This window comes from Polycladomyces subterraneus, assembly GCF_030433435.1.
GTDB classification, from domain to species: domain Bacteria; phylum Bacillota; class Bacilli; order Thermoactinomycetales; family JIR-001; genus Polycladomyces; species Polycladomyces subterraneus.
The window spans coordinates 114,960-129,220 of record NZ_JANRHH010000047.1 but is presented as its reverse complement, the minus strand read 5'-3'; the positions used below and the strand labels follow the sequence as shown (position 1 = coordinate 129,220).

The following is a 14,261-nucleotide window of genomic DNA, read 5'->3' as shown; positions in this document are numbered from 1 at the left end:
TCTTGCAAGGTTTAGACTTTGATAGATTCCCCCCATACGATATCATAAACTAAGATGTAGTTGTACCCTACAACAGGAAAAGGAAGGGGAACCTGATCATGAAGCTGTCCCGTCAGGAGATCGGGAATGCGCTGACCCGTTTTCCGGGTTGGGGTTGGGAAAACGAGGCATTGGTCAAAACGTTCTCGTTTTCCACTTACATGGAGGGTGTCCAATTTGCCGTACGTGTAGCCGAAGAAGCCGAGCGCCTCGATCATCATCCGGACATGCTGATCAGCTACCGGACCGTCACCCTCACTTGCACCACACATGACGCCGGTGGCGTGACAGAACGTGATGTAGCATTGATCGAGCGAATTGAGCGGCTGCTGTAACAAGGGGACTGCTGAGTGTTTGACCAATCACCTTTTGAGTGTAGAGTAGAGTGGGGGTTTCGTGGTGCAAGGGATGCTGCCGAACGCGGTGATATTACAATCATCGTTGATGTTCTGAGTTTTTCTTCAACAGTAGTCACGGCTGTAAACGTTGGAGCCCTGATGTTCCCACATCCACCACCACTGAATGATCAAGCCAAGGCTTTTGCAGACAAAGTGAAAGCTGAACTGATTTTCGGCAGAGCTGAAGCAGCCAGGCTGGGAAAACCTTCTTTATCTCCTGTATCATTTGACCCGTTCATGCGGGAAAAAAATTTGTTTTGTGCTCCTTAAATGGAGCCGCCTGTTCCTCCATCGCATCTAAAGTGCCTGCTCTCTTGATCGGCTGTTTGTTAAATGCCTCGGCAGTCGCCAAAGTTGCCAACCGACTCATCTTGGAAACGGGAGCAAACGTTACGGTTATTCCATGTGGTGAACAATGGAACGATGTCAGAATTGGAGAAAATCGGCTCAGACCATCAATTGAAGATTATTTAGGGGCGGGTGCCATTCTCACTCAACTAAAGGGCAATAAATCCCCGGAAGCTCAAGTTTGTATGGGCGCGTTTCACTATACCAAATCAAATATAAGAGAATTACTTTGGGAATGTGGCAGTGGACGCGAATTGCGCGCACGAGGATTTGGAAACGATGTAAGACATTGTTCTTAAGTCGATATTTATCAGGTTGTTCCGATCCTGCATCATGATCATTTTGTCGATGTTTTTCGTTCATATGCATAGAAAAAGGGGCCCGATTTCCCGCAAAGGAGCGTGCCGCTTCGGCCGGGATTACGGGTCCCTGATTTGTGTGCTTTCCGTTCAATATTCCCCTGGAAGATGACTTTCGCGTTCCACTCATTAGGACCAAACACCGGGATCAGAAAAACGTAAACTCTTCCTCCCGTTTGTCCGGTGACAGGTCCAATACTTCCGTCGCATCCACCGCTTCCTGCACCAGCCGATCCACGTCGAGATGGGATTCCATCCGCTCCGTCGTGTTCAAATCGGGACGGGTTTTCGGTGATTTGGGGAGAAAAACGGTACAGCAGTCTTCATAAGGCAAAATGGAGGTTTCATAGGTACCGATCCGTTTGGCGATGTTCATGATCTCCTGTTTATCCATACCGACAACGGGGCGCAGAACCGGCATCCGAATCACGTGATTGATCGTGTACATGCTCTCCAGCGTCTGACTGGCCACCTGTCCGAGATTTTCACCCGTGACCAGCGCCAGTGCTTTCTCCTTGTGAGCGATTCGCTCGGCGATGCGGAACATCATCCGGCGCATCACTGTCACCGAATACGATTCTTCGCATTTTTGTCGGATCTGCGTCTGAATTTCGGTGAACGGCACCACATGCAGACGGATTTTTCCTCCATAGCGGGTCAGAATTTGCGCCAGGTCGATCACCTTTTGTTTGGCCCTTTCACTTGTGAACGGATAGGAATGGAAGTGGATCGCCTGCAATTCAGCTCCACGTTTCAATGCCAGATACCCCGCCACCGGCGAATCGATCCCACCTGACAAGAGCAGTGCCACTCGACCGCTGGCTCCGACGGGCAAACCGCCCGGGCCCGGAATGTCATCACCGTATACATAAGCAGCTTCGGCGCGCACCTCCACATGAACGGTGAGTTCGGGATGATGGACGTCCACTTTGATCCCGTCTACATTTTTCAGTACGTAACCACCGATCAGATGGTTCAATTCCATCGATTTGTACGGAAACGATTTGATGCTTCGCTTGGCGGCAATTTTAAAAGTAGCGGGGCGCGTTTGCCGCTCGCAGATCAGTGCCACGGCTGCTTGTTGGAGCGCCTGAAGCTCTGTGGGGACGCGCTTGGCCGGGCTCACCCCGACAACACCGAAAACTTCCTGAAGCCGCTCCACGACAGGCGGATGAGCTTGTCCGTTCAGCTCCACCAACATGCGGCCATACGTCTTTTTCACCTTTACGTCTGGAAAATCTTTCAACTTGTTGCGGATATTCCGCAAAAGGCGGTCTTCGAAATCAGACCGGTTCTTTCCTTTCAACGCCAATTCGCCATATCGAATCAAAATCACATCATATCCCATATGCGTCGCACCCTCACGTCATGATCTTTTGCAGTCGGGTAACCACTTGACACAGTGCCTGTGCACACCGTTCCACTTCTTCTTCTGTGGTATGATACCCCATGCTGATGCGGATTGAACCAACCGCAGCAGCCGGATCCAGCCCCATCGCCAACAGGATGCGGCTCGGTTTTTCTCCTTTGGAAGAACAGGCTGATTTGCTGGAAACGAACACATTTTCCTCCTCCAATGCGTGCACGATCACTTCCGAGCGTAGCCCTGGGAAGGAGAAACTGACGATATGAGGCGCACCGCCTTCAGGAGAAGGGTCACCGTTGACCCGGGCACCTTCCACCCGGCTCATCACCTGTTCGATCAAGTCCGCTTTCCAGCGTGCCCACCGACGAACCGCTTCTGGTTGCCGTTCTTTGGCCAGCAGTGCCGCTTTGGCAAAACCGGCGATACCAGGGACATTGTGCGTCCCGGAACGAAGTCCGCCTTCCTGTCCGCCGCCTGTCAAAAGCGGTGCCAATGATACCCCCTCCCGGACATAAAGGCATCCCACACCCTTGGGACCGTGAAACTTGTGTCCGGATAGGGTCATCAGATCCACACCCCATTCTTTGGGCCGCACATCAATTTTGCCGAACGACTGCACCGCATCCACGTGGAACAACACTTTGGGATAACGTTTCAGCAGTTTCCCGATCTCAGCGATCGGCTGAATGGTACCCACTTCGTTGTTGACGTGCATGACTGTAACCAGAACCGTTTCGTCGGTGATGGCCGCCTCTACGTCCGCAGGACGCACCCGGCCGTACGCATCCACCGGCAAATAGGTGACGCGCCAACCCCACTCTTCCAGCTGTTTGCACACACCGTAGACGGAAGGATGCTCCACCTGGGTGGTAATCAGGTGGCGCCCCCGATCACGGTATTGGAAAGCTACACCTTTGATCGCCGTATTATTCCCCTCCGTTCCACCGGAGGTAAACACGATCTCCCCGGGGGATACGCCCAGTGTGCGCGCCGTCGCTTCACGGGCCTGGGTGACGAGCCGTTCTGCCTTGGCGCCCAGTCCGTGAAGCGAAGCAGGGTTTCCGTATATGTTGTTCATCACATCAACCATCACCCGCACCACTTGATCGTCAGTCCGGGTGGTGGCGCTATTGTCCAAATAGGCCATCTCATTCATCCTTTCGCTCACGTCCGCATTCCCCCCGTACCGGGTCCGTGAAACTACAACCATATCCCTGTTGCTCCGCAACTAGTTTCCACATGGGTCATTTTATTAGCTTACACCTTACAGACGATCGGGGCAACTGGACTTGCGCACGATCAGTTCCGACGGCAACAGGATCTCTTTTTTGGTTTGCGCCTTTTCAGGGTGTTCCAAACCCTCGAGCAATAATTCCATTGCTTCGACACCCAGTTGGTAGGAAAGGATGCGGACACTGGTCAACGGCGGATGGGTATATGACATGATCGGCGTGTCATTGAAACCGACAATGCCCAGCTCATCAGGCACATGAACCCCCTGCTCATGTGCATAGCGAAGAGCGCCGAGTGCGAGCAAATCATCTGCCGCCACAATGGCATCAAACAGTACCCCTTTTTCCCGTAAATGATACATCGCCTGGGTTCCGCCCTCCTCTGAAATCTCTGCCACTTCGATCCGTTCGGGCACAACCGGGATGCCCCGCTCGATCAGCGCTTGTTTATACCCATTCAAACGATCCACGCTGACCACCAAATCCTGTGGTCCACTGAGATACGCGATATGGCGATATCCTTGATCCAACAGGTGCAACGTTGCTTGATACCCTGCTTTGACATTGTCGTTGTTGACGGATCGGACAGGTTGATCCGCACTGCGCCCGATCACGACAAATGGGGCGTCTTCTTTCACCAACGCTTCGATCAACGGGTCCCGTACCCGTGAAGTGGATAGGATCAACCCGTCGACCCGTCGCTCCCGTACCAGTTGCAGACACTTTTTCAACTCTTCTTCCGGGGTCAGGCTGATCGATAGCAAGATGTTGTAATCCTTCTCCTGTGCCACTGCGGACATCCCGCGAATCGCTTCCGGGAAAAACGGGTTGGAAAATACCTGGTCCGCACGCCGGCACATCGTAAATCCGATCGTATGGGTGTTGCTGCGGGCCAGGCTCCGGGCGATTGCATTGGGCACGTATCCCAACTGTTCCATCGCGCGACGCACGCGCTCTTTCGTCTCCTGGCTGATCCGGTTACTTCCCGCGATCACGCGTGAAACCGTCGACGGCGACACACCCGCTTTTTTGGCGACATCCTTGATGGTAGCCATGACGATATCCCCTTTGTTACAGCTTTTGCGCAATCGTTTTCATTGTTATCATTATACACAATCGGGGACCATTTTCCTCGGAAATCTTCATTCATGTGAAGTTTGTCCTTTGCCCTCTGCTATAATATTGGAACTCCGAAGTGAACCCATGGATCGACACAAATGGATTGAACCAGCTTCCCTCCAATACCGGGTGGGATTCTGTGCAACCGCCTGCACAGACAGGGAAAACAGCGACCATCAAGAAAACGGGTTGAAATAAATCATACTTCGATATTTTATCCCCATGATCATATGGATGTTGAATTACTCACTTCAACCATTTACAACCCCACTTTTTCATTTCCCGGAAAATAGGCTTTAGGTCCAAACCTTTTTCCGTCAGTGCATATTCCACTCTGGGCGGTATCTCTGGATATACCGTGCGAGTGACGATACCGTGCCGTTCCAGTTCCTTCAAGCGGACGGACAACGTTTTGGGGCTGGCTCCCTTAAGCGATTGCAGCAGTTCTCCGAAACGCTTGGGCCCCTCAATCAAATCGCGCAAAATGATAAACGACCACTTGGCTCCGATCACATCCAACACTTCTTCCACTGAACACTGCATCCACTCCGCATCCATATCTGTACACGCTTCGTTTTTGTTTTCCGTTGGCTTGGTTTGTTCCATCCCGATCCCTCCAAATACTTTCCTATAGGAAATTATATATCCCAATCGAAATTATGTGTAGAGAAAATCACTACTTTAAAAAAGTCTGTGATGGGTATATCATGTAAGTGTCTAACAGAAAGAAAGCACGAGGAGGAGAGCATGCATGGCAAACATCGCAGTGGTTTTGGGCAACATGTACCACGATAAAGAATTTGAGGTGCCGGCGGAAGCCTTCAAAAAAGCTGGCCACCAGGTAACCTTGGTCGGAGCGGAAGCAGGGAGCACCGTCGAAGGTTTGTACGGCGGTAAACAGAAGATTGAGCTTTCCGTAGACGATGCGAAAGCGGAAGACTTCGACGCATTGTTTATCCCGGGTGGATTTTCCCCCGATATCCTGCGGGCGGATCAACGTTTCGTGGCATTTGCGCGGAAATTCGCCTACCTCGAAAAACCGATTTTCGCCATCTGCCATGGCCCGCAACTGCTGATCAACGCCGAAGTCCTGAAAGGACGCCGGGTGACCGGTTACACCTCGATCCAAATTGATTTGAAAAATGCAGGAGCGCAAGTATTTGATGAAGAAGTGGTCGTAGACGGCGGATTGGTCACCAGCCGGACACCGGATGATTTGGACGCTTTCACCCGAGCCTCGCTCGATGTTTTGGCAAGTCGATAAGATACAGGAAGGTTGTCTGAAAGATGAACGACGTGATTCGCACGCTCACGAAACACCGTTCGATTCGAAGCTACACCTCCCAAGAAGTGTCCGATGAACAGCTGAATCACATTTTCCGTGCTATTCAAGCAGCTCCCAACTCGATCAACGGTCAACAGGTTACAGTAATCGTGGTCAAGGACAAGGAGCGGAAACGGAAACTCTCCCAGCTTGTCGGTAACCAGGTGTGGGTGGACCAAGCTCCCGTATTTCTCGTATTCTGCCTTGATTTCTACCGGGCTAAACTGGCTGCAGAGATCAACGGCGAGGAACTCGCCATCACAAACAGCATTGAATCGATTATCGTCGGAGCCACCGATGTGGGAATCGCCCTGGCCAATGCGGCCGCGGCGGCTGAATCAATGGGATTGGGGATTGTCCCTATCGGCGGTATCCGGAGAAATCCGGATGAAGTGATCAAATTGTTGGAACTGCCCAAGTACGTGTTCCCCGTCTCCGGTCTGGTGATTGGCCACCCTGCCGATCCCTCAGCGCAAAAACCCCGTCTTCCACGGGAAGCGGTCATCCATCAGGAAACCTACAACCGAGATCAGCTGGATTTGATCCGGCAGTACGACGAAACGATGGCCGAATACATGCGTCAGCGTACAGGCGGGGGAAGCGACCGCAACTGGTCACAAACCGTCTCCTCCTTTTACAACAAAATCTATTATCCCAAAGTACGTCCAGCTTTGGACCAGCAGGGATTCAAATATCATTGATCATTTTTGCAACCTTTTCACCCATTGCGCCGTCTGTTAAGATGTCAGGGCAATTTCCCGCCGTCACCTTCAGGGAAGATGCCCTGCCGCATCGGTTTATGTTACACCTCCTTCACCTCTGTACCTGGAACGTCAACCGGCCCGATCATCGGGCCGGTTGATCGTTTATTGCATGGAAACCAGCTTTTTGTGATATATTGATTTGATAGGGCGTGTCTGGTATTAGCGAAGGGTGGCCGTTTTCCCACGAACGACCTTTGAACTTGTCGAAACAGGAACGAGCGGGAAAACGACTCACCCGAAGAAATGGCCTTACCGCCCTCTATGGAAACAGAACAGGATTCCTCCAATGGGGAAATCCCGCTTTCCGGCAACTTTGCGGTGACAGGGAGAGAAAACCGATGCGGATCAACCGTTCGATCGCAAGTTTATTCGTACTAACAGCCGCCGCCAGCTACGGTTTGCTGTCGCCACTCGTCAAAATGGCCTATGCCGACGGCTTACATCCCACCGATTTGACTGCCGCCCAGGCGGTGGCGGGTGCCTTGGGTATCTGGATTGTCTGTCTGGCGGCCACCCGGCAGGTGCCGAAGTTATCCGCACGCACGGTGTTGGCTTTGTGCGGTTGTGGAGCGATGGGCGGTCTGACCGGTGTCTTCTATTTCACTTCATTGCAGGACTTACCCGCTTCGTTTGCCATTTTGCTGTTGTTTCAATTTACGTGGATGGGTATGGTGCTCGAATGGCGGATCACCCGTCGCGCTCCCTCACGCAACCAGCGATGGGCATTGGCGCTCATCTTGGCAGGAACGGTGCTGGCCGCTGGATGGACGGATACACTTCCCTCCACGATCTCCATCTTCGGTGTCACCATGGCCCTGCTCTCGGCTATCTGCTACACTGGATACATCCATCTGAGCGGCCACATCGCCGTCGACGTTTCCCCCTGGTGGCGCAGTGCGTGGATTTCCACGGGCTCTGTTGTCGTCACACTGCTCGTGTTCCCGCCGCGTTTCCTGTGGGATGGTGCGTGGCAAAGCAGCTTGTGGGAATGGGCCGGCTGGATCGCCCTGTTCGGTACGATCCTGCCGTCGATTCTGTTTACCGCTGGTGTTACCAGGATCGGCACGGGGTTAGCGTCAACGCTCGGCTCGTTGGAACTGCCCGTTGCCGTCAGTTTGTCCGCCTGGTGGCTGGGCGAACCGGTCACACCCGCACAGTGGATGGGGGTGTTGCTGATCCTGGCCGGTATCCTGATGGCTGAGGTAAAACTGAATGTCCACAAAGAAAAAAGCTGGCTGTAATCCGGCCAGCTTTTGAATATCCCGCCTCAAATTCCTGTGGAGATTGCAGTGATGGTTTGGAACTGGTCTTGCGTCTGGAAGTATAGACCCCTTGAATGGGATTTCCAGATTCGTTTTTCGATCAAAATTGAATGTGGCATCCGTTGTGACGTTGCTGATCTGGATCTGGAAAGCGTCTATAGGAAGACCTGTAGCAGGATTGAAAGTCGGTACGGTTTAGGTGCGAGTCAAGACCGAGTTGGCCGCTGTGTTGGCATTAATGGGGAACGTCTCCGAAATGAACAGCTGATTGCCCGTTGTCGGCACGGAAAAAGCCTCGGATGTTGATCGTATCCGCGCCCGTGGCGGTGGCGAAACGGATCTGGATCGTCGACACCGGACGAACGCCGCCGACAGGCGTATTATCGATTATGCCGATTGTAAACGTAGGCACCTATTATCCTCCCTTTCTAGTGAAGATAGTATAGCTATGTCGGCACGGCCATTTCATAAAAGACATCTCACGGATGGGAATCACTGATTTTACGGAGAATCTCCCCGTCGCGGCTTATTGGGCACCCTCCGATGGACAGTAGACTCCGGATCACACATGAGTGGGCAGATTGTCCCTCACCCGCTCTTCCACTTCATCGAATTTACCAGTCTTGGATAGAAAAAAGGGAGCGTTTCCGGCGCATGAGAGGGAAACGCTCCCTTTTTCAGGACGTAACTTGCTCTTATGTTTTTCCTGTCTTGAAACGGGAAAATCGGCACAAAGCCGCATCATGATCCGTCATTGCCTTCCCAGCCATTATTTGCGGACGTAGCCTTCTTTCGTATACTCCGCCACCACGCGGGTACCCAAGCCGCCGCGCGGGTTCCACACCGCTTCCACCTTCATGTATTTCGGCTTGATCAGGTTAACCAAGTCCTCCAAAATGCGATTAGTCGCATGCTCCTGATAAATTCCAACGTTTCGGTAGGAAGTCAGATAATATTTGAGCGATTTCATCTCCACCAACAATCGGTCGGGGATGAAGGTGATGGTCAACTCAGCAAAATCGGGCAGACCCGACCACGGACATACGGAGGTGAATTCACTGGTCGGGATGACCACTTCCGTATCTTTTCCGGGATATTCGTACGGGATGGTTTCCAGGATATCCACCATGATCGCCGATTCGTCTTGTGTGTCAAAACGAATGTTGGCGTATTTGCTGTGATCATGCGTCACTTTCCCCATTTGGTACACCTCTCCTCGATTCGATCCGTCGTACGGATCGGTCCTTCATATCTCAAACAATTTCATTATACCGGACCTTCCGCTTTTTTTCACTTGGGATCTCCCGACACATAGGTCAAATGATGTAGAATGTTAACCGGAGGTGTACCTACTTTGGAAGAACGTAACCTACGAACCCATCCATCTCGGATGCGCTGTCCCCAGTGCGGCGGTCTCCATTTTCTCGAGACCGGCCAGCTTTTCGCGCTGACTCCTATGTCCAAAACCGCGGACGGACAGACGCGCTTACATACAGAAGACGCCGTACCCGTACTCAATTACCTGTGCAGACAATGCGGCCACATTCTGCTTTACAGTGCCAAACACCTCAAACGGATCTAGTGGCCCTTCCCGCGGAAAGGAACCGGCCACGGGTCCGTCCCGCACCGTTTGGCAGCCAATTCATATTGGGTTAACCCTTGTCGTCCTTCTGTATGCTTGTCCCATGGTTTTAGTTGTATCAGTATTTTATTAATACTGCAACAACCAAAACAAAAAATGTTGCTCTAAGCGCCCTCTTCAGAGGGCACCGAGCAACGCCCCTTTCATCCCACGATTGAAACCGTGGGCTTTCAGGCGACTTTTTCTGTAAGGAACTGTTAGTGTGGAAACAAAAAAAGCCCTCTTGGGCATTGAGACTTGTGACAAAGTATGTAGCCACCCCGGTCGGAGTGTATGAATCCGACAACAAGTGCAAGGCATCGAAGCGCATGGCAATGGAACGGGTCTCTTCCCCCACCTGTTTGACGATTCGCCCCATGCCCCAATTATAACCGCACCAAACCCCATGACGGCTACACCGAGGAGCAGAAGATGAACGAGTTTACCGATTCCCTCATGATCAAAATCCCGGCCTCGAAAATCAACAGTATTTCCAACGTCCCAAAGAGGATTTCACTTCGTCGTTTTGCAACACTCGAGCTATCGTATTTGTACTGGAAAAATTCGAGGAATATACACTCATTTTCTTTCTGAGCTTCGGTAATAGCTCGCTATCCTATGTCTCACCGGGTCTTAGCATTTAAATGCTGTTCAAACATATCAATAATAGTGAGAAACCTTTCGGCTTCGCGAAACACGTGATCTGCTAATAAAGGATGAATAATGCTTTTTATTCGGCACGCTTCAATTAGTTCGCGTGCTGTTTTTTTGAAGTCACGAAGTGATTTTACAGATACTCTGTTCTGATCAAGAAATTGATCTAAGAGAGGAACGGTTTGTGATTGAGGACGCATCGATTCTAAATCTCTGGCTTGGAATAGTAACTGATCAAAATCATGACTGAAGCTTCGTGCTTGTTCAACCAGCTTGCGTTCGGATGGATCAAGTAAATGAGCAATGAATTTTGCATGGTCAGCCATAATCCGCAAGAAAAATACATTTTCATCAATAATTGCATCAGGTAGTGGTTCTAATGTTCCTGTATTGAGTTCTTTCAATCGCTTTCTGAAATAATTGGCTTCTCTGCTTACATGGTCGATTAATAAGGGAAAGTTGTTTGCACCGGGCATTTGACATGTGAGCACTAAGCCCAATACCTTTCTTTTGAATGCCCAAATCTGTGAGGCCGCATTGTAAACCTTTGCATTAAACCGTTTAATGACCTCAGGATCTGTTTTGAATGAGTAGGAATGCGATTTGTTTTCTATATCCTGAAATAAAGCATAAAAGTAGTCTGCTTCCTTAATTAGTTGAGTATCTTCACATCGAAAACCTAATTTAAGAAAGAGTGAATGTTCCTTCATGATACGTGACCAAAATCGTATCTCATCTAAAGAACGCGCTACAAACCCATCTGACATAATCTCTCCTCACTTTAACTTTGTAATAGCGCCCATTCTCTCAGACGATAATGTACAAAGAGTCAAACTTTTCCGATCTCCGCGGCAACAGATAGAGTCGCTCGACGGGAAATTCGGATCCGTTCTCCTAAAAGAGGGTGTCCGAATTCCTGCGAGCGACCTTTGAGCGCAGCGATTCATGAACGAGTGGGAAACCGGCGCACCCGAAATCACGAGTGGTGAAACCACTTTGTCAGCAGCCTCGATGCCTCCCTGGGCATCCGGGATGTGCTTCACACTTCCGTACGGCTTTGACTGTCTGTTTTGGGACTTCGAAGTGACAATGCACCGGAAATGATCAGCAACACGCCGGGAATCAGCCACAGAATAAACGTTACAAAAAAGCCAAGAATGCCGGTGGCCAATGTCACGCCGCCACTCCATTTGTGATGCTTCCGGATTTGCGAAGGTGCGGAGAGAATCATGGAGGCGACCGAACCAATCAACAGCAGGATTCCGGCCACCGTGATCACTATACCGCCTTGTTGCGCTTCCTCCACCCCCGAAACCAGTCCAACGCCGCCGACCAGCACATAGGAAAGGGACAAGAGCAGCCCGAAAATCCCACCGATCAAAGCTAACACAAATTCCGTCGTTCGATTCAACCAGGATTCCTCCATTCTTGCATGCTCATCCAAAAGGAAGGCCGCTGTTGCGGATTACTTGTGCAGCATCGGGCTGAGACGTTTCCCATTTTCCGTCCGGTTCCAGATAACCGTAACGCCACGCAAACAGCAAATGTTTGACCAGATCGCCGAAATTACTTGTCTTCCTTTGCGCAAACTGAAACAGATCTTTCTCCATCGGATCAGACAGATCAAATGACACGGCCACTGTCTTTTTCATACCCGCACTCCCTCAACTCCCTCAATCATCGCTTTCCCCACTGCGAAATATCCCCGAACATTGGCGGTTTGCGGATATTTGACCGACAATGCGCAACGGAAATGTTCCTGTATGTGCGGCTCCATCTTTTTCGCCATGCCCCCCACCAACAGTACAACGTCGTCCGCTCCCCATTTTTTGGAGACACTGCTGGCGATCAAATCAGCCATCTCTCTCACATTGGATTCCTTGGCCGTTTCCCAGCCGATCGGAATTGTACCCGATTCCCGGTCGATGAACACCCGGTCCTTAAATGTCGCATAGTTGGTAGTCTTGGCTCCGAAATCGATGATGCGTACCAATCCCATACGCGGTTCGGCGAAAAATGCGCTCCCCCCTTCAATCGTCGTATAGACGCGATCGATGTGAAAATGTTTCCACCGGCCGTTTACTTCCACGTGATGATGCCCCTGCAACAGCTGTTTTACTGCGTATTTTTCCTCTTCGGTGAAATTGACAATCGGCAAGCCCGTCACCAGCGTGACGTTTCCCTTTCCTCCCGCCAGGTGAATGGCGGTCAGCGTGAGCAGCAGCGTCTCCTCCACCGCTTTGGTGTCCTGCATCGCTTGGCGGGTAAACTCTCCTTCCCGTTCGGCCAGTTGACCCACAAACCATTTTCGGCCCCGATACTGAAGCTCGATATCCCCATCCACTTCCTGTCGGTAGTTCCGTTTGCGCCACCCGCTCACTTTGCTGGGAAACAGAAACGTCTTTTCTTCCGTCATCACTTTGACATAACTGCGCCCGCAATCCACCGCGATGATCATCTGCCATCCCTCCGCAAAACAATATACGCATCCGGCTTCCGCTTTAGTATCCTTTGGTAAAAAACGGGACAACCGCTGTGTTCAAAAACTATGGACCAACATAGGGATGAAGGAATGGGGTATAAAGGGAGACACTGTGCTTGACCATTATTCTCGGCGGACAATCGACCAAAAAGCCTGCGTCCGGTGATTGGCCCAGCGGTAACGATCAGCTTGGGTATGATTGTCAAATGAGGCATTTGGCTGTTTTGAATTGGCCGTCGGATTGGAAAAGCAGGATCGATTGTGGGGCCATTGTGAAGAAGCATATTGGACTTGGTATCCCCATGACCAGTAGTGCATCTGTTACGCCCAAAAGGGAGCTATCAAAAGGCCTACGAACAGGCCCATACGATGAAAAAATGCTGGAGTACAAAACATGGTTGGAGCAACAAGTGAACGGATTTATAGAAGGGGACACCGGTGACGTGTAAGCCAACCGTGTGCCCCCTCTACCCGATGCGGGATCATACTCTCGATTTCACCCCACGCACCACCCGCACCGGAGGGTAAATCCAGAAATACAGCCCAGACCGTTCTGCTTCCATTCCGCATGCTTGTAATTCGGACAAGAATTCACCCGTCCGACCGATATCGCACAGCACGATTCGACCACCCGTTTTGAGGACACGGACCAATTCGCGCACCGCCCGCTTTCGCTCTTCCCTGCCCTTGATGTTGTGTAAGACCAGATTGGAGACCACCACATCCACCGATGCATCCACCAGAGGGAGAGAACGGAGATCTGCTTCGAGGATCTCGATCCGAGATTCAACTCCTTCGATCCGTGCATTGGACCTTACTGCCTCCGGCCCGTTGCCGGACTGGTCTTGCTGCAGCCACACATCCACCCCGATCGCCTTCCCTTCAGACAATCTGCGGGCGGCACCGATCAGAAGGACCCCCTCCCACATCCAGCATCCAACAACGTCTCATCACCACGAAGTTCCGCCTGATCCAATATGATCTCCCGCATGCGGAGTTTTCCCACTTTACTGCTCCACACCATCAGTGCTGACGTCAACAAGTAGATCACGCCAAAAAAAGAAACGGACGCCAACTCGGGTTTTCGATCCACCATCTGATGCTGACCGCTAAAATGGTCAGCACTCCTCCCAACAAACCGAAACCCACCACCACTGCCGGGGCATCCAGCCCATAATTGGGACGAATTCTTTTTCTCTCTCCGTTCATACACGCCAACCCCATTTCATTTGTTTGCCATTCACCGATCCTGACATTCGCGAGACCAATGGTCATTTCCTCCCGACGAGGGTG

General features: G+C 51.3%; 20 protein-coding genes. 7 read left to right on the top strand and 13 right to left on the bottom strand.

The window, feature by feature from the left end:
- Positions 1 to 98: 98 nt before the first annotated feature.
- From NWF35_RS13435 to NWF35_RS13425, 3 genes are read left to right on the top strand one after another with little or no spacing between them, the layout of a single operon-like run.
- On the top strand, positions 99 to 374 hold the full coding sequence (locus NWF35_RS13435; protein WP_301239764.1) for a 4a-hydroxytetrahydrobiopterin dehydratase: 276 nt from the start codon (positions 99 to 101) through the stop codon (positions 372 to 374).
- Positions 375 to 389: 15 nt separating this feature from the next.
- A complete protein-coding gene (locus tag NWF35_RS13430; RefSeq protein ID WP_301239762.1) occupies positions 390 to 707 on the top strand; it encodes a hypothetical protein in 318 nt (105 codons plus the stop codon).
- Positions 695 to 1,084 (top strand): 2-phosphosulfolactate phosphatase, encoded by a 390-nt coding sequence (locus NWF35_RS13425; RefSeq protein WP_301239760.1) that lies wholly within the window; start codon positions 695 to 697, stop codon positions 1,082 to 1,084. Before NWF35_RS13430 ends, NWF35_RS13425 begins: the two co-directional genes overlap by 13 nt.
- A gap of 208 nt (positions 1,085 to 1,292) precedes the next feature.
- On the opposite strand, the gene thiI is transcribed toward NWF35_RS13425, so the two are convergent.
- The 4 genes from thiI to NWF35_RS13405 form a co-directional block, all read right to left on the bottom strand.
- Positions 1,293 to 2,492 (bottom strand): tRNA uracil 4-sulfurtransferase ThiI, encoded by a 1,200-nt coding sequence (gene thiI, locus NWF35_RS13420; protein WP_301239758.1) that lies wholly within the window; start codon positions 2,490 to 2,492, stop codon positions 1,293 to 1,295.
- Between the two features lie 13 nt (positions 2,493 to 2,505).
- Positions 2,506 to 3,657 (bottom strand): cysteine desulfurase family protein, encoded by a 1,152-nt coding sequence (locus tag NWF35_RS13415; protein WP_301239957.1) that lies wholly within the window; start codon positions 3,655 to 3,657, stop codon positions 2,506 to 2,508.
- 117 nt (positions 3,658 to 3,774) lie between these two features.
- Positions 3,775 to 4,797: a LacI family DNA-binding transcriptional regulator gene (locus tag NWF35_RS13410; RefSeq protein ID WP_301239756.1), complete on the bottom strand. Its 1,023-nt coding sequence runs from the start codon at positions 4,795 to 4,797 to the stop codon at positions 3,775 to 3,777.
- A gap of 310 nt (positions 4,798 to 5,107) precedes the next feature.
- Positions 5,108 to 5,419 (bottom strand): winged helix-turn-helix transcriptional regulator, encoded by a 312-nt coding sequence (locus NWF35_RS13405; protein WP_301239956.1) that lies wholly within the window; start codon positions 5,417 to 5,419, stop codon positions 5,108 to 5,110.
- 193 nt (positions 5,420 to 5,612) lie between these two features.
- Between NWF35_RS13405 and NWF35_RS13400 the strand changes: the two genes are divergently transcribed.
- The 3 genes from NWF35_RS13400 (at position 5,613) to NWF35_RS13390 (ending at position 8,190) form a co-directional block, all read left to right on the top strand.
- The gene (locus NWF35_RS13400; RefSeq protein ID WP_301239755.1) at positions 5,613 to 6,125 is read left to right on the top strand and encodes a type 1 glutamine amidotransferase domain-containing protein; all 513 of its coding nucleotides are present in this window, start codon (positions 5,613 to 5,615) and stop codon (positions 6,123 to 6,125) included.
- Between the two features lie 23 nt (positions 6,126 to 6,148).
- Complete coding sequence (locus NWF35_RS13395; protein ID WP_301239754.1) at positions 6,149 to 6,886, top strand: NADPH-dependent oxidoreductase; 738 nt, start codon at positions 6,149 to 6,151, stop codon at positions 6,884 to 6,886.
- A 401-nt stretch (positions 6,887 to 7,287) separates the two neighbouring features.
- Complete coding sequence (locus NWF35_RS13390; RefSeq protein ID WP_301239753.1) at positions 7,288 to 8,190, top strand: DMT family transporter; 903 nt, start codon at positions 7,288 to 7,290, stop codon at positions 8,188 to 8,190.
- Positions 8,191 to 8,446: 256 nt separating this feature from the next.
- Here NWF35_RS13390 and NWF35_RS13385 read toward each other — a convergent pair whose 3' ends face one another.
- The 7 genes from NWF35_RS13385 to NWF35_RS13355 all read right to left on the bottom strand — a co-directional run bounded on the left by NWF35_RS13385 (position 8,447) and on the right by NWF35_RS13355 (position 12,944).
- Entirely contained in the window at positions 8,447 to 8,623 is a 177-nt protein-coding gene (locus tag NWF35_RS13385) for a hypothetical protein (RefSeq protein WP_301239752.1), read from the bottom strand.
- A gap of 357 nt (positions 8,624 to 8,980) precedes the next feature.
- Positions 8,981 to 9,412: a preQ(1) synthase gene (gene queF, locus NWF35_RS13380; protein WP_301239748.1), complete on the bottom strand. Its 432-nt coding sequence runs from the start codon at positions 9,410 to 9,412 to the stop codon at positions 8,981 to 8,983.
- 285 nt (positions 9,413 to 9,697) lie between these two features.
- Positions 9,698 to 9,838 (bottom strand): hypothetical protein, encoded by a 141-nt coding sequence (locus NWF35_RS13375; protein WP_301239745.1) that lies wholly within the window; start codon positions 9,836 to 9,838, stop codon positions 9,698 to 9,700.
- Positions 9,839 to 10,455: 617 nt separating this feature from the next.
- Positions 10,456 to 11,253 (bottom strand): DUF2935 domain-containing protein, encoded by a 798-nt coding sequence (locus NWF35_RS13370; protein WP_301239743.1) that lies wholly within the window; start codon positions 11,251 to 11,253, stop codon positions 10,456 to 10,458.
- A 272-nt stretch (positions 11,254 to 11,525) separates the two neighbouring features.
- A complete protein-coding gene (locus NWF35_RS13365; protein WP_301239742.1) occupies positions 11,526 to 11,897 on the bottom strand; it encodes a hypothetical protein in 372 nt (123 codons plus the stop codon).
- Positions 11,898 to 11,922: 25 nt separating this feature from the next.
- Positions 11,923 to 12,138 carry a hypothetical protein gene (locus NWF35_RS13360; RefSeq protein WP_301239741.1) on the bottom strand — a complete coding sequence of 72 codons (216 nt, stop codon included), beginning with the start codon at positions 12,136 to 12,138 and terminating at the stop codon, positions 11,923 to 11,925.
- Positions 12,135 to 12,944 carry a ParM/StbA family protein gene (locus NWF35_RS13355; protein ID WP_301239740.1) on the bottom strand — a complete coding sequence of 270 codons (810 nt, stop codon included), beginning with the start codon at positions 12,942 to 12,944 and terminating at the stop codon, positions 12,135 to 12,137. The genes NWF35_RS13360 and NWF35_RS13355 overlap by 4 nt, the downstream gene beginning before the upstream one ends.
- Before the next feature lie 140 nt (positions 12,945 to 13,084).
- Here NWF35_RS13355 and NWF35_RS13350 point away from each other — a divergent pair, with 140 nt between their 5' ends.
- The gene (locus NWF35_RS13350) at positions 13,085 to 13,417 is read left to right on the top strand and encodes a hypothetical protein (RefSeq protein WP_301239729.1); all 333 of its coding nucleotides are present in this window, start codon (positions 13,085 to 13,087) and stop codon (positions 13,415 to 13,417) included.
- A 33-nt stretch (positions 13,418 to 13,450) separates the two neighbouring features.
- Here the strand turns inward: NWF35_RS13350 and NWF35_RS13345 are convergent, their stop codons facing one another.
- The gene (locus tag NWF35_RS13345) at positions 13,451 to 13,897 is read right to left on the bottom strand and encodes a class I SAM-dependent methyltransferase (RefSeq protein WP_301239727.1); all 447 of its coding nucleotides are present in this window, start codon (positions 13,895 to 13,897) and stop codon (positions 13,451 to 13,453) included.
- A gap of 118 nt (positions 13,898 to 14,015) precedes the next feature.
- Positions 14,016 to 14,243 carry a hypothetical protein gene (locus tag NWF35_RS13340; RefSeq protein ID WP_301239726.1) on the bottom strand — a complete coding sequence of 76 codons (228 nt, stop codon included), beginning with the start codon at positions 14,241 to 14,243 and terminating at the stop codon, positions 14,016 to 14,018.
- Positions 14,244 to 14,261 lie beyond the last annotated feature (18 nt).

Bases quoted from the DNA above. Each gene is read 5' to 3' on its own strand.
- NWF35_RS13405 (WP_301239956.1), bottom strand. From the start codon at position 5,419: ATGGATGCGGAGTGGATGCAGTGTTCAGTGGAAGAAGTGTTGGATGTG.
- NWF35_RS13370 (WP_301239743.1), bottom strand. From the start codon at position 11,253: ATGTCAGATGGGTTTGTAGCGCGTTCTTTAGATGAGATACGATTTTGG.
- NWF35_RS13340 (WP_301239726.1), bottom strand. From the start codon at position 14,243: ATGACCATTGGTCTCGCGAATGTCAGGATCGGTGAATGGCAAACAAAT.
- NWF35_RS13345 (WP_301239727.1), bottom strand. From the start codon at position 13,897: ATGTGGGAGGGGGTCCTTCTGATCGGTGCCGCCCGCAGATTGTCTGAA.
- queF (WP_301239748.1), bottom strand. From the start codon at position 9,412: ATGGGGAAAGTGACGCATGATCACAGCAAATACGCCAACATTCGTTTT.
- NWF35_RS13435 (WP_301239764.1), top strand. From the start codon at position 99: ATGAAGCTGTCCCGTCAGGAGATCGGGAATGCGCTGACCCGTTTTCCG.
- thiI (WP_301239758.1), bottom strand. From the start codon at position 2,492: ATGGGATATGATGTGATTTTGATTCGATATGGCGAATTGGCGTTGAAA.
- NWF35_RS13390 (WP_301239753.1), top strand. From the start codon at position 7,288: ATGCGGATCAACCGTTCGATCGCAAGTTTATTCGTACTAACAGCCGCC.
- NWF35_RS13395 (WP_301239754.1), top strand. From the start codon at position 6,149: ATGAACGACGTGATTCGCACGCTCACGAAACACCGTTCGATTCGAAGC.
- NWF35_RS13400 (WP_301239755.1), top strand. From the start codon at position 5,613: ATGGCAAACATCGCAGTGGTTTTGGGCAACATGTACCACGATAAAGAA.
- NWF35_RS13360 (WP_301239741.1), bottom strand. From the start codon at position 12,138: ATGAAAAAGACAGTGGCCGTGTCATTTGATCTGTCTGATCCGATGGAG.
- NWF35_RS13355 (WP_301239740.1), bottom strand. From the start codon at position 12,944: ATGATCATCGCGGTGGATTGCGGGCGCAGTTATGTCAAAGTGATGACG.
- NWF35_RS13410 (WP_301239756.1), bottom strand. From the start codon at position 4,797: ATGGCTACCATCAAGGATGTCGCCAAAAAAGCGGGTGTGTCGCCGTCG.
- NWF35_RS13415 (WP_301239957.1), bottom strand. From the start codon at position 3,657: ATGGCCTATTTGGACAATAGCGCCACCACCCGGACTGACGATCAAGTG.